The 12,214-nt window shown below is 71.1% G+C and carries 13 protein-coding genes and 1 pseudogene; 2 read left to right on the plus strand and 12 right to left on the minus strand.

From position 1 onward, the window contains the following. Positions 1-8 precede the first annotated feature (8 nt). The 7 genes from ACLVWQ_RS36490 to rox all read right to left on the minus strand — a co-directional run bounded on the left by ACLVWQ_RS36490 (position 9) and on the right by rox (position 6,532). The gene (locus ACLVWQ_RS36490) at positions 9-1,148 is read right to left on the minus strand and encodes an RNA polymerase sigma factor (RefSeq protein ID WP_414113566.1); all 1,140 of its coding nucleotides are present in this window, start codon (positions 1,146-1,148) and stop codon (positions 9-11) included. A gap of 34 nt (positions 1,149-1,182) precedes the next feature. Next, entirely contained in the window at positions 1,183-1,590 is a 408-nt protein-coding gene (locus tag ACLVWQ_RS36495; protein ID WP_414113567.1) for a YciI family protein, read from the minus strand. Between the two features lie 123 nt (positions 1,591-1,713). Further along, positions 1,714-2,073: an STAS domain-containing protein gene (locus ACLVWQ_RS36500; protein WP_414113568.1), complete on the minus strand. Its 360-nt coding sequence runs from the start codon at positions 2,071-2,073 to the stop codon at positions 1,714-1,716. Then, entirely contained in the window at positions 2,070-3,311 is a 1,242-nt protein-coding gene (locus tag ACLVWQ_RS36505) for a PP2C family protein-serine/threonine phosphatase (protein WP_414113569.1), read from the minus strand. The genes ACLVWQ_RS36500 and ACLVWQ_RS36505 overlap by 4 nt, the downstream gene beginning before the upstream one ends. Continuing rightward, a complete protein-coding gene (locus ACLVWQ_RS36510) occupies positions 3,308-4,117 on the minus strand; it encodes an alpha/beta fold hydrolase (RefSeq protein WP_414113570.1) in 810 nt (269 codons plus the stop codon). The genes ACLVWQ_RS36505 and ACLVWQ_RS36510 overlap by 4 nt, the downstream gene beginning before the upstream one ends. Before the next feature lie 221 nt (positions 4,118-4,338). Continuing rightward, positions 4,339-4,899, minus strand: a complete 561-nt coding sequence (locus tag ACLVWQ_RS36515) for a hypothetical protein (protein ID WP_414113571.1) — start codon at positions 4,897-4,899, stop codon at positions 4,339-4,341. 136 nt (positions 4,900-5,035) lie between these two features. Beyond that, complete coding sequence (rox, locus tag ACLVWQ_RS36520) at positions 5,036-6,532, minus strand: rifampin monooxygenase (RefSeq protein ID WP_414113572.1); 1,497 nt, start codon at positions 6,530-6,532, stop codon at positions 5,036-5,038. A gap of 293 nt (positions 6,533-6,825) precedes the next feature. On the opposite strand from rox, the gene ACLVWQ_RS36525 reads away from it, so the two are divergent. After that, positions 6,826-7,242, plus strand: a complete 417-nt coding sequence (locus tag ACLVWQ_RS36525) for a DUF1761 domain-containing protein (RefSeq protein WP_414113573.1) — start codon at positions 6,826-6,828, stop codon at positions 7,240-7,242. Between the two features lie 248 nt (positions 7,243-7,490). Here the strand turns inward: ACLVWQ_RS36525 and ACLVWQ_RS36530 are convergent. Continuing rightward, positions 7,491-7,617: pseudogene (locus tag ACLVWQ_RS36530) on the minus strand (cellulose-binding protein); the annotation flags it as partial. Between the two features lie 44 nt (positions 7,618-7,661). Then, positions 7,662-8,252 (minus strand): TetR family transcriptional regulator, encoded by a 591-nt coding sequence (locus ACLVWQ_RS36535; RefSeq protein ID WP_414113574.1) that lies wholly within the window; start codon positions 8,250-8,252, stop codon positions 7,662-7,664. Positions 8,253-8,421: 169 nt separating this feature from the next. Between ACLVWQ_RS36535 and ACLVWQ_RS36540 the strand changes: the two genes are divergently transcribed. Continuing rightward, positions 8,422-9,192, plus strand: coding sequence for a dienelactone hydrolase family protein (locus tag ACLVWQ_RS36540; RefSeq protein WP_414113575.1), 771 nt, complete (start codon positions 8,422-8,424; stop codon positions 9,190-9,192). Positions 9,193-9,300: 108 nt separating this feature from the next. Here ACLVWQ_RS36540 and ACLVWQ_RS36545 read toward each other — a convergent pair whose 3' ends face one another. The 3 genes from ACLVWQ_RS36545 to otnK all read right to left on the minus strand — a co-directional run bounded on the left by ACLVWQ_RS36545 (position 9,301) and on the right by otnK (position 12,097). Further along, positions 9,301-9,927: a hypothetical protein gene (locus ACLVWQ_RS36545; protein WP_414113576.1), complete on the minus strand. Its 627-nt coding sequence runs from the start codon at positions 9,925-9,927 to the stop codon at positions 9,301-9,303. A gap of 200 nt (positions 9,928-10,127) precedes the next feature. Next, complete coding sequence (locus ACLVWQ_RS36550) at positions 10,128-10,772, minus strand: class II aldolase/adducin family protein (RefSeq protein WP_414113577.1); 645 nt, start codon at positions 10,770-10,772, stop codon at positions 10,128-10,130. After that, positions 10,769-12,097: a 3-oxo-tetronate kinase gene (gene otnK / locus ACLVWQ_RS36555; protein WP_414113578.1), complete on the minus strand. Its 1,329-nt coding sequence runs from the start codon at positions 12,095-12,097 to the stop codon at positions 10,769-10,771. Before otnK ends, ACLVWQ_RS36550 begins: the two co-directional genes overlap by 4 nt. Between the last annotated feature and the right edge of the window lie 117 nt (positions 12,098-12,214).

Here is a 12,214-nt window from a genome sequence, read left to right on the forward strand (position 1 = left end):
CGTCGGCATCACCGGCCGGCGTTGAGCCGGGCGGCCCGGCGCGTCAGGTGGTCGCGTTCGGCGAGGTTGGGTGCCTTCCGGGCCGCCTCGGCGTACAGCCGCGCCGCCGTCGTCAGGTCGCCGTCGCGTTCGTGGAGGTAGGCCGACACCGCGGTGTGGCGGGGCAGCGAGTCGTCCAGCGCCGCCAGTGCCGCCAGGCCCGCGCGCGGGCCGTCGGCCTCGCCCACGGCCACCGCGCGGTTGAGCCGGACGACGGGGCTGTCGGTCAGGCGCGCGAGTTCGTCGTACCACTCGACGATCTGCACCCAGTCGGTCTCCGCGGCGGTCTGCGCGTCGGCGTGGAGCGCAGCGATGGCGGCCTGGGCCTGGTACTCGCCGAGCCGGTCACGGGCGAGGGCCGTCTGCAGGATCCCGATGCCCGTGGCGATCGACGCGGTGTCCCAGCGGCCGCGGTCCTGCTCGGCGAGCGGCACCAGGCCCCCGTCGGGCGTGGTCCGGGCCGCGCGCCGGGCATGGTGCAGCAGCATGAGGGCGAGCAGCCCCGCCACCTCGGGATGGTCGATCGCGGCCGCGAGCTGCCGGGTGAGCCGGATGGCCTCGGCGGCGAGGTCGAGGTCCCCGGAGTAGCCCTCGTTGAAGACCAGGTAGAGGACTCGCAGCACGGTGGCCACGTCACCGGGCTGGTTGAACCGTACGCCGGAGACGGTGCGCTTGGCCCGGCTGATGCGCTGCGCCATCGTGGCCTCGGGCACCAGGTAGGCCTGGGCGATCTGGCGGGTGGTCAGGCCGCCGACCGCGCGCAGGGTGAGCGCGACCGCCGACGACGGGGTCAGCGACGGGTGGGCGCACAGGAAGTAGAGCTGGAGGGTGTCGTCCACCGTGGGCGTGGGCCCCGGCACCGGTTCCTCGTCGACCAGGTCCTCACGCCGGCGGCGGGCGGTGTCCGCGCGGGCCGCGTCCAGGAACCGGCGCCAGGCCACGGTGACCAGCCAGCCCTTCGGGTCCCGCGGCGGCTCGGCCGGCCAGACGCGGGTGGCCTCGACCAGCGCGTCCTGCACGGCGTCCTCGGCCGCCGCGAAGTCGGCTCCGCGGCGGACGAGGATCCCGAGGACGCTCGGTGTGAGGCTCCGGAGCAGGGCCTCGTTCATCTGAGAGGTCACTCCTTGCGAGGTCGGTGAGAGGTCAGTCCGTGATGGTGGGCGGCTCGGTCAGGAACGGGCGCAGCTCCAGCCACTCGTGGATCGGGTTCCCGCCCGCTCCGGGGGCGGCCGACAGCTCCCCGGCCAGTTCGACGGCGCGGTCGTAGCTGTCGACGTCGATCACCATCCAGCCGGCGATGAGGTCCTTGGTCTCGGCGAACGGGCCGTCGGTGACCGGCGGGCGCCCTTCACCGTCGTACCTGACGAAGGTCCCCTCGGGGGACAGCGCCTGACCGTCGACGAACTCGCCGGTCCCCTCCAGCCGGGCCGCGAAGTCCTGCATGTACTTCACGTGGGCCGTGATCTCCTCGGGCGTCCACTGCGCCATGGGTACGTCGTTCACCGCGGCCGGGGCGCCACGGTAGTGCTTCAGCAGCAGGTACTTGGCCATGATGGTTCTCCTCGGTACTGGTGCGACCCATTGTGGTCGTGTTCATAGCGAGGACGGAGCGGGGCACGGGTTCTCGACATCCCCGGCCGACTTTTCCGCGAAAAGTTTTTCCGTGGGCCGCGGTCAGCCGCTGGTGGGGTGCCACGCGGCCTCGGCGGCCTCGGCCGTCGGATGGGACGGGAAGACCTGGTCCAGGCCGACGATGCGGAAGATCCGGCTGACGCGGTCGGGGACCGCGGCCAGGGCGATGGTCGCGCCGGCCGCCAGCGCGTGGTTGCGGGCGGCGATCAGCACGGTGATGCCGGTGGAGTCGCAGAAGGTGACACCGCCGAGGTCGAGGACGAGCTGCCGGCCCGGCCGCAGGTCGAGACCGGGCAGCGCGGCGCGTACGTCGGGGGCGGTGTGGTGGTCGAGTTCCCCGGCGAGTTCGATGACCACTCCGGTCGGAGCGGTGCGGGTGCGGAGGGTCAGTCGCTGCGTCACTGCTGCTCATCACTGGGGGGTCGGGGGACATGGATGGCCAGGACGGCGGTGTCGTCGTCCACACCACTGCCGAAGGTGTCGAGCAGGTCGCGGATCGCGTCGATGGTGTCCGACGCCGTGGTGGGGGCGAGGGCGCCGGCGAACGCGAGGAGCGCGTCGTCCCCGTAGCGGTCCTCGCTGTCGACCCCTGCGGTGACGTGGGCCTCGGTGAGCCCGTCGGTGTGCAGCAGCAGGGTGTCGCCGGGTGCCAGGTGGACGGTGGTGGTGGCGATGTGGGCGTCGGGCAGGACACCGATGAGCTGCCCGTCGGGGGTGGGGAGGTAGTCGGTGGCGCCGTCGGCGCGCATCAGCAGGGCGGGGGGATGTCCGCCGCTGGCCAGGGTCACGTGGAAGCCTCCCCTGTCGTGGTCGGGGGTGAGCAGTCCGAAGATGACGGTGCAGAAGCGGGGGTCGGCGCCGTTGTACTCGTGGTTCAGGACCGTGTTGAGGTTGCCGAGGACCGCGACGGGGTCGGGGTCGTACACGGCCGCGGCGCGCAGGGTGTAGCGGGCCAGCGAGGTGACGGCCGCGGCGGCGGCGCCCTTGCCGCACACGTCGCCCAGGAACATGCCCCAGGTGCCTTCGGACAGGGGGAACAGGTCGTAGAAGTCGCCGCCGACCTCGTCGGCGGAGGCGATGTGGTAGTGCGCGGAGACATCCAGGCCGGGCACGTTGGCCAGGGTCGGCGGGAGCAGCGTCTTCTGCAGGGTGGCGGCCAGGCGCTGGAGGCGCTCGCGTTCCTGCTCGGCCTCCTTGCGGGCGCGCAGCAGCTCCGTCTCGTAGGCCCGGCGGTCACGGGCGTCGAAGACCGTCGTGCGGATCAGCAGGGGCCGGCCGTCACTGCCGGTCTTCACCGTCGAGGTGACCAGGACGGGCAGGCGGGAGCCGTCGGCGGCCTTGAGTTCCAGGGCGATGCCGCTGACCTCGCCCTGCAGCCTCAGCAGGGGAGCGAAGTGGGTCTCGTGGTAGATCCGTCCGCCGACGGTCAGCAGGTCGGAGAAGTGTCGGCGGCCCAGCAGGTCGTCGCGCTCGTAGCCGAGCCAGTCCAGCAGGGTGGTGTTGACCTTCACGATCCGGCCGTCCAGCAGCGTGGACAGATAACCGCAGGGCGCGTGCTCGTACAGATCCTCGGCGCTGTCCTCCAGGAGTGCGGAGAACTGGGCTCGGTCGTCCTCCTCGTCGCCCGCTCCGACCGTCATCTGAGCGCTTCCGCGAACGCGGTGATCACTGCGGTGGTCTCCTCGGGAGCGGCCATCTGCGGGCAGTGGCCGGTGGCGTCGAGCGTGACCAGTCGGCTGCCCGGGATCCGGGCGTGCACGAACGCGCCCACCTCCCGGGGAGCGATGGCGTCACTGGAGCACTGGGCCACCAGCGTGGGCACGCTCACCAGGGCGAGGTCCTCGCGGTTGTCGGACAGGAAGGTCACCCGGGCGAAGACGCGCGCGATGTCCGGATCGGTGCGGCAGAAGCTGTTGGTCAGCTCCTCGCCCAGTTCGGGCCGCTCGGGGTTACCCATGATCATCGGCGCCATGGTGCCCGACCAGCCCAGATAGTTCGCATCGAGGGACTCCAGGAGCTCGTCGATGTCCTCGGCGTCGAACCCGCCCCGGTAACCGGTCCCGGGGTCGTCGACGAAACGCGGCGAGGGCGCCAGCAGCACCAGCCCGGCGAACGCCCCGGGCTCGCGGACGCTGGCCAGCACGCCCATCATCGCGCTCACGGAGTGCCCCACGAACGTCACGGGGCCGAGCGCGAGCTCCCGGCACAGCTCCAGCAGGTCCTCGACGTATCCGTCCAGCGTGGAGTACCGCTCCGGGCTCCACGCCGACAGGTCCGAGTTTCCCGAGCCCACATGGTCGAAGAGCACGACGGTGAAGTCGCGCTCCAGCGCCGGCGCCACCAGACGCCACATGTTCTGGTCGCACCCGAAGCCGTGCGCCAGCATCACCACCGGCCCACCGGGCCGCCCGCTCACCGCCACATGGTTCCTGCGCCGCACATCCATACGGAACATCCTTGCAGACCACAGACTGTCCACGGGGATCGCGGCACCTGCGTACGGGGGTCCCCGCGGGCGTACGGGGGTGCGGTTCGACCTGGGCGGGCTTGCGCATCCGCGTCACGAACAACCACAGCACGGCGGCCGCGGCCCGCAAGCTGTGTCTGGGCCGATCGTCGACTCGACGCCTAGCAGGTCACGGCACCGTCCGGGTTCCGTTGCCGGTGTCAGTCGTCGTCGTCCAGGGTCGTCGCCCACTCCGCCAGTGCGGTGAAGTCCTCGGCGGTCAGGCCGTGCCGGGGGTCGACGTGGTGCAGGAGTGCCGGGCCGTGGTGGTGTGCCCGCACCCAGGCGCGGTCCGTGTCGGTGATCTCGTCGTCGATCCAGGCGAACGCCCGGCCGTTCGCCCACGCGACGATCTCCGGCGTCTTCCAGAAGACTCCGCCGCCCGGCTCGGACCGCGGTGAGGTCCACGGAATGAAGGGCAGCGCCGGCAGGGTCAGGACCGGTGCGATGAAATCGTTCGCCTCCTCCTCCCACGTGGTCGCCCAGACGAGGTCGTAGGGCAGCGCGGCCAGCGCCGGCCCGTGGTCAGGGTTGAGCCACACCCGCAGCGGCTTCACCGGATCGTCGGGCAGCCCCCACGCCGCCAGGCGCAGCCGTTCACCGGCCTCCCAGCGCGGCGTCAGCATCCGGTGCGTCTGATAGCCCCTGGGTCGCCGGTAAGGCTTCGCGGCATAGGGATTGAGCGGTCCGTCGACATCCACCAGCAACACCGGGCGCACCATCCGACCTCCTGGGCTCTGGTCCGCACGGTACCGGTCGACGGCGAGGCGACTCAGCCGAGTTCTCCGCGGCCGACGACCTGCGCGAGGCCGCTCCGGCGGCCGGGTTCCGATGCCTGCGCGGACCATTACTGCGTGCTCAACCGGCGGCGCCGCCAAACCACCTGGGCACATGGTCGAGCAGGTCCCGCTGATCGTCACCCACCCACGCCACATGGCCGTCCGGCCGCAACAGCACGGCCGGCGCGTCGAGTTCCCCGCTGACGTCGCTGACGTCGACGACGTGGTCCACCCGGTCCGCCCAGCCCGCCACCGAGAGCCGGCCGGTCCGGTCGAGCAGCAGCCCACGGCCGGCGTGCATCAGCGAGTAGAGGCGCCCGCCCTTCAGCTCGATGTCCCGCATCCGCCGGCCGAGCAGCTCGTGTCCCTCGCCGCAGCCCTCGCCGAAGTCGTAACGGACCCCGACCGCGGTGATCATCCCGGTCATGTACCGGTTCACCTCCTCGAAGTCCATGAGCGTCGAGAGCAGCTCCCGCAGCGCCGTCGCACCCGCGCCCGTCCCCAACAGCGTGATCTGCGCCCGGGTGTTGCTCAGCACCCGAGCGCCCACCGGATGCCGTTCGTCGTGGTAACTGTCCAGCAGCCCCTCGGGCGCCCAGCCGTTGACCGCGGCGGCCAGCTTCCAGCCGAGGTTGAACGCGTCCTGTACGCCGAGATTGAGCCCCTGCCCGCCGGTCGGCGGGTGGATGTGCGCCGCGTCGCCGGCCAGCAGCACCCGGCCGACCCGGTAGCGCTCGGCCTGCCGGGTGGCATCGCCGAACCGGGACAGCCAGCGAGGCGAGTGCACACCGAAGTCGGTTCCCGCGACCGCCCGCAGCTGCCGCTTGAACTCCTCGAAGGTCGGCGGGGTCGCGCGCTCCTCGGCCACGGCCTCGGCAGGCACGATGACGCGGTACGTGCCGTCCTCGTTGGGGATGGTGCCGAACCGCAGTTGCGTCGTGCGGACCTTCGCGACGACGGCGTCCACCGTCGCCCGGTCCTCGGTCATCTCCATGTCGCCCAGCAGGGTCTCGACCGTGGCGGGTTCACCGGGGAAGCCGACGCCGAGCAGCTTGCGCACCGTGCTCCGGCCGCCGTCGCAGCCGACGAGGTAGCGCGAGCGCAGCCGCGTGCCGTCGGCCAACTCGACGCTCACTCCGCCCTCGCCGCCGCCCCTGTCCCCCTCCCCGTCGCCTTCACCGTCACGCTCCTCGGACTGGCTCAGGGCGACGACCTCGCAGCCGCGCCGGATCTCGGTGCCGAGTTCGAGGGCGCGCTCACCGAGCAGCCGTTCGGTGACCGGCTGCAGGGCGGAGAGACCGTAGGGGTGCGCCGTGTCCAGCCGCTCCGGCCACGACTTCATGATGCCGCCGAAGAACCCGCCGACCTGGAACTTCTCGCTGACCGCGAGAAACCGGTCCAGCAGGCCGCGCTGATCCATGATCTCGACGCTGCGCGTGTGCAGACCACGCCCACGGGACTCCGCGGTCGGCTCGGTCAACCTCTCCAGCACGACCACCCGCACACCGTGCAGCCGCAACTCGCAGGCCAGCATCAATCCGGTGGGCCCGCCGCCGACCACGATCACGTCAATCATCAGAAACCCCAACTCGACCACGTCACATCTTCAGAGCCGGACCATTGATTCCGGCTTCTGATTCCGGCTTCGGCCGATGATTCTGCGGCACCCCTGGGGCCTTGCCGCAAGCCCCCCGGTGCGCTATAAGTTGAGAGTGGCAAGGAGCGGTTTTCCCTCCTTGCCTTTTTCATTTCCCGCTCCGACTTCGCTCCGTTCCCTCCGAGGTAGCGGACACAACCTGTCCTGTACACCACGGAGACTCCTCTCATCAGCGGTCACAGGGACCGCTCGTCCGTACAAGGGGTCTCCGCGTGTTCTCCGTCCTCGCCGACATCAACCTGCCGGCTCTCGCGATCTGTGTGGTCGCGTCGTTCCTGATCGCCGGAGTGTGGTTCGCGGTCGTGATCGCCAAGCCGTACGCCGTCGCCCTCGGCCGAGAGGGCGCCCCGGCACCCGCGTCGACGGCGGTCACCCTGCTGGGTCCGCCGGTGTGCATTCTTGCCACGGTCCTGACCAGCGCGGTGCTCATCGAGGCGCTCGACATCACCGGCACCGGCGACGCCATCGCCTTCGGACTGATCGTCGGCGTCGGCTATCTCAGCGCGATGACCTTCCAGATCGCCATCAACCCGAATTTCCCGCGCCCGCTCTACTACGGCCTCCTCAACGCACCGTATTTCTTGATCACCAGCGTGCTCAGCAGCGTCGTCCTGGTCGCCATGCGCTGACGCGGATTTTCCGGCCGGGTGGACGCATTACATGAACGGCTCGACGCTCGACCGAGGTGAATGCGATGACCAGGGCGGCACTGGGGGCGTCCGTGGCCCCCTGACCACCACGCGGGCTTTCAGTTGTTCCGGTCGATGGGCCGATGGGCCGATCGGTCGACCGGTCCGCGCGAGGACCCCATGACCGCGACACCTCATGGGGAATGGCCCCCGCCGGACTTCCTGTTCGGCGGGGGCAGGTGAGCGAGTCAGCGGAAGTTCACGTCGCTGCACAGGAAGTACGTCTGGTCCATGTGTGACGCCTGCCAGGCCCGAAGTGCTCACGTCGATCAGGTAGTTCTGACTCGGCGCGTACGAGCCGGTGCGGGCGCCCAGCTAAACCTGTCGCAGCAGCCGCATCCGCAGCCGCAGCCGCAGCGCTACGGCGCCAACGCGGCGAACGCCTCGTCGAGCAGCCCGATGAGATCCAGGCTCCCGTCCGACTCGATCCAGTGGTCCTGCGCGACATTGAGGCAGTCCAGCGCGGCCGCGGCCCGTACCGACTGTGCGAGTGTCGGAGGCCCGGCGACGTCCTGGCGGTCGGCCAGCGCCTGGGCCAGTGCGGGGCGCCAGCGGTGCTGCTTCTCCAACTGGCGGGCGCGCAGGCCGGGGTGGCCGTAGACGAGCCGCGCCGTGGCCAGGGCGCCGACCGGATCATGGCGATGACGCTCCAGGAGGACGTCCAGTGCGTGACGCAGCGCCGTCCAGTCGTCCTCGCCGGCGGGCCGGTCGCGGAGCGCCGCGGCGACCTTCAGTTCCAGCCCGTCGTAGGCCGCGAGGACCGCGTCCTCCTTGGTGCCGAAGTAGCGCAGCAAGGTGCTCCGCGAGACATCGGCGGCGCGGGCGAGGTCGTCCAGCGTGACCTGGTCGAACCCCTGGCGGCGGAACAACTCGAAAGCCACCTGCGCCAGTTCGGCTCGCACGGCCGCCCGTGCGATGTCTCTGGTCCTGCCCCGTCCGCCCGTGTTCACGTGGTGATCCTAACTGTGGCACTGCTTGCCCGGACCGGAAGTGAGTCACTAACCTGACACTGAGTCTCACACATGGCGCCGCACCGCATCACGCACATGGTGCCGCAGCGCATCAGCTGCTCGCTGCGCCGACGCCGCACCCCTCACCAGGAAAAGAGCCCTGCCACCGATGACCTCGACACCGGGATCGACCGTCCACGGATCGACCGTCCATGTCCCGACCCCGGACGGGACAGCCGACGCCTACCTGACCCACCCCGACGACGGCGCTGCCCACCCGCCCGTCCTGCTGTACATGGACGCCTTCGGTCTGCGGCCGCACCTCGAAGGCATGGCGGACCGGCTGGCCGGGGCCGGGTACACGGTCCTGGTCCCGAACGTCTTCTACCGGTACGGCCCGGCCCCCGTCGTACCGCTGCCCGAGTTCATCAACCCCGCCGAACGGCCGGAGATCTTCAGCAGTATCGGCGTCGCCGCCCGGACGCTCACCCCGGAGGGCGCCATGCGCGATGCGGCCGCCTACCTGGACTGGCTCGCCGCGTCACCGCTGACCACGGACGGTCCGGCGGGCATCACCGGCTACTGCATGGGGGCCGGCCTGGCGCTGCGCACGGCGGGCACGTACCCGGACCGGGTCGCCGCCGCGGCCGGATTCCACGGCGCCCACCTCGCCACCGACGCACCGGACAGTCCCCACCTCGTCGCCGGCCGCATCACGGCCGAGGTGTACTTCGGCCACGCCGACCAGGACTCCACCAACCCCGCCGAGCAGATCGAGCGCCTGGCGAAGACGCTCACCGAGGCCGGGGTCCGTAACCAGACCGAGGTGTACGCGGGCGCTCATCACGGATTCACCCAGGCCGACACCGCCATGTACAGCGCCGAGGCGTCCGACAGGCACTGGACCGCACTCCTCGACCTCCTGGCGCGCCGGCTGTAGTACGCCGACTCCGCACGGGCGGACGGACGGCCCTCACGCGGACAAGTGGGCCCTCGCGCAGGAAGAGGGCCCACCCACGGCCGGACAGCCGGACCGCCCGAAGACGTCCTAGCCGATGTCGAGGTCGAGGTTCGTCACGTACCAGGCGTCCTTGATCTTGGTGGACTGGACCTTGATGTCCAGCTGGTCCGCCGTCACCCCGGTGGAGTGGGACAGGACGATCTTCTCCAGGGTCTGCCCGTCGACAGTGATCTTGTCGGAGGGGAACTCCACCGTGTCACCGGCCGCCGGGGCCTTCGCCACTTCCACCTTCGGATCGTCCGTGGGCGGGTCGGGTACGAACGACTCGCGGACCTGTCCGATGGTCTGGTCGATCTGCTTCCGCTCGGGCGCGCCGTCGCCGCAGGTCTCCTCGCTGCCGACCTTCGCGGGCGTCGAGCCGTCGGCCGGCTCCGCCATCACCAGGCACGCTTCCTTCGGCTGGTTCTTGATGACCGCGGTGACCCACGCGGCGACCGCCGTCTCGGCCGTGGACTGGTCGGCGGCCGAACCCTGCGCCGGCGTCGAGGCGTCGCCGCCGCCCGTCTTCCCCGCGTCCGACGCGGACGAGCTGCCCGCGGACGACTTCTTGTCCGTGTCGGAGTCCGTGTCGCTCGACGAGCAGCCCGCGAGCCCCACGACGGCCGCCACCGCGACCCCCGCGATCGAGCCGACTCTTCTCGCCCTCTGATCCACTAACAGCACTCCCGCAGCCTTCCTGTGAACGTATCTGTGCGTCAGCGGCACCACGAGTCGTCTGACGTCGCGATGCCGCTTCCCCCATCAAGACGGAGGGCAGAGAGTATCCGTTCATTCATGGAACTGTCGTTTGGGGGCACCGGAGTTCGGGTGCGCCGACCGGTCGCGGGGCGTGGGACGTCCGTACGTCCGGCGGATCAGCCCGCCACGGTCCACGGCGCGCCGTACTTCTCCGTCAGTGGCGCGATCTCCGCGGGTGACAGGAACCGGGGAGTGCGCTCGCCGAGTGCGAGGAGGAGAGCGGAGACCTCTTCCAGTTCCACGGCCGCTTCCACGGCCAGGGACATCGAGGGGCCCGCGACGACCGGGCCGTGGTTCTGCAACAGGGCCGCCCGGAAGGGGAAGGGCAGGGACTCCATCAGGTCGGCCTGGCCGCGGTCGCCCGGAGCGGCGTACGGCAGGAGGGGAGTCTGGCCGACGCGCATGACGAAGTACGGCGTCAGCGGGGGTATGGCGCTGTGCTCGTGCCAGGCGGACAGGCAGGACACCGCTGCCGCGTGACGGGAGTGCAGATGCACGACGGCCCGCGCGGACGCGTCACGGCGGTAGAAGGCGGTGTGGAGCGGGAACTCCTTGGACGGCTTCGGCCCGTCGAGGTGCGTCCCGGTCAGATCGAGGACGCTCAGCGCTTCGGGGTCGACCCGGGCCAGGTCCGTACCGGTGGGGGTCATGTAGATCCGTGTGCCGTCCCGGAAGCTGAGATTTCCGGAGGAACCGGGGCTGAGGCCGAGCGCGGCGAGATGGGCGCCGGCCGCGGCGAGTTCGGATCGCGGGTCGGTCATGCGAGGGCGCTCCAAGCCTCGGTGAAGATGTCCTGGCCGCCGAAGTTGCCCGACTTGAGGGCCACGTCGACGGTGTGTCCGTCGTTGCCGTCCCGGTCCCGGTCCCGGTCCTGGTTCCGGTCCCCGGCGGCGGCCCTCTCGTCGGTCCGGCCGCGGCAGGTGGCTCTGGCCCAGGTCACGCCCGGGGCGATGGGTGACCCGATGGTGAGTGTGCGTACGCCGAGCGCGGTGACCACCGAGCCGGACGTCTCCCCGCCCGCGACGAGCAGCCGTCGCGCGCCGGCCTCGACCAGGCGTGTGGCGCAGGCGGCCAGCGCCCTTTCCACCAGGTCCGACGCGGCGGGGGAGCCGTCCAGGTCGCTCGGGTCGCCGACGGCGTAGAGGAGCGGTGGCCGCTGTGGATCGCGCTGCCAGCAGTCCCGGGCGAACGCGGTCAGTTCACCGACCGCGGCGTCGAAGTCGGCCCGCAGCGCGGCGAGGTCGAGCTTGCGGTGCGGGAGACGGGCGCGGCCGTGCGCCACCTGGGCGCGGGTGGCCGAGGACGCGCTGCCGGACAGTACGACGGCCGGATCACCGGGGCGTGACGCGGCCCGCACCCGTGCGGCGTCCGGCCGGGGGCCCGTCAGACCGAGCGCGAGCCCCGCGGCGCCGGTGACGAGCGGGTGGTGCGCCGTGGCCGCCGAGACGGTGCGCAGGTCCGCGTCCTCGGTGGCGTCCACCACGACGAGCGCGTCGGCCAGCGCCGGGTCGTCCAGCGCCGCCGCGAGAGCCTCGGCGCCGGCCCGTACGGTGTCCAGGCCCACGAGCCGTACCGGGTGCGTGGTCTGCGGTGTCAGCAGCCGCCCCACATGGGAGTCGAGCATCGGGGTGAGCGGATGGCGGCTCATCGGGCTCTCGTCGAGCAGGTCGTCGTGGACGAAGAGCCTGCCGCGGTAGACGGTGCGGCCCGTGGCCGGGAACGACGGTACGACGACGGCGCGCCGTTCCCCGAGCGCGTCAAGCAGCGCGTCGGTCACGGGACCGATGTTGCCCCGCGCCGTCGAGTCGAAGGTGGAGCAGTACTTGAAGTAGAAGCGCTCGCAGCCGGCCGCACGCAGGGCCCGCAGCGCCGCGAGCGAGGAGTCCACCGCCTCGGCGACCGGTGCCGTACGCGATTTGAGCGCAATGACGACCGCGTCGGCGTCGTCCACCGCGGTGCGCCCGGTGTCGTCGGCGATGCTGTCGGGACCGACGGCCACCACGGTGCGGTACCCGCGGGCGACCAGCATCGTGGCGAGGTCCGTTGCTCCGGTGAAGTCGTCGGCGATGGCCCCGAGGGTCGGCATCAGGCCTCCTTGCGGTGGGTGGGTGTGGTGCCCCGCCCCGGCGGTCGAGCGGTGGGCAACGACGTGACCAGGGCGTGTGAAAAAATGTTAACAGACTTTACGTAGCTGGGATCTGCT

This window comes from Streptomyces sp. CWNU-52B (assembly GCF_047444975.1).
GTDB lineage: Bacteria > Actinomycetota > Actinomycetes > Streptomycetales > Streptomycetaceae > Streptomyces.

What these genes read in the sequence shown, in the direction of transcription:
- rox (WP_414113572.1), bottom strand. Translation starts at nt 6,532, where the DNA reads ATGATTGACGTGATCGTGGTCGGCGGCGGGCCCACCGGATTGATGCTG.
- ACLVWQ_RS36515 (WP_414113571.1), bottom strand. Translation starts at nt 4,899, where the DNA reads ATGGTGCGCCCGGTGTTGCTGGTGGATGTCGACGGACCGCTCAATCCC.
- ACLVWQ_RS36550 (WP_414113577.1), bottom strand. Translation starts at nt 10,772, where the DNA reads ATGACCGACCCGCGATCCGAACTCGCCGCGGCCGGCGCCCATCTCGCC.
- ACLVWQ_RS36495 (WP_414113567.1), bottom strand. Translation starts at nt 1,590, where the DNA reads ATGGCCAAGTACCTGCTGCTGAAGCACTACCGTGGCGCCCCGGCCGCG.
- otnK (WP_414113578.1), bottom strand. Translation starts at nt 12,097, where the DNA reads ATGCCGACCCTCGGGGCCATCGCCGACGACTTCACCGGAGCAACGGAC.
- ACLVWQ_RS36505 (WP_414113569.1), bottom strand. Translation starts at nt 3,311, where the DNA reads ATGACGGTCGGAGCGGGCGACGAGGAGGACGACCGAGCCCAGTTCTCC.
- ACLVWQ_RS36510 (WP_414113570.1), bottom strand. Translation starts at nt 4,117, where the DNA reads ATGGATGTGCGGCGCAGGAACCATGTGGCGGTGAGCGGGCGGCCCGGT.
- ACLVWQ_RS36540 (WP_414113575.1), top strand. Translation starts at nt 8,422, where the DNA reads ATGACCTCGACACCGGGATCGACCGTCCACGGATCGACCGTCCATGTC.
- ACLVWQ_RS36490 (WP_414113566.1), bottom strand. Translation starts at nt 1,148, where the DNA reads ATGAACGAGGCCCTGCTCCGGAGCCTCACACCGAGCGTCCTCGGGATC.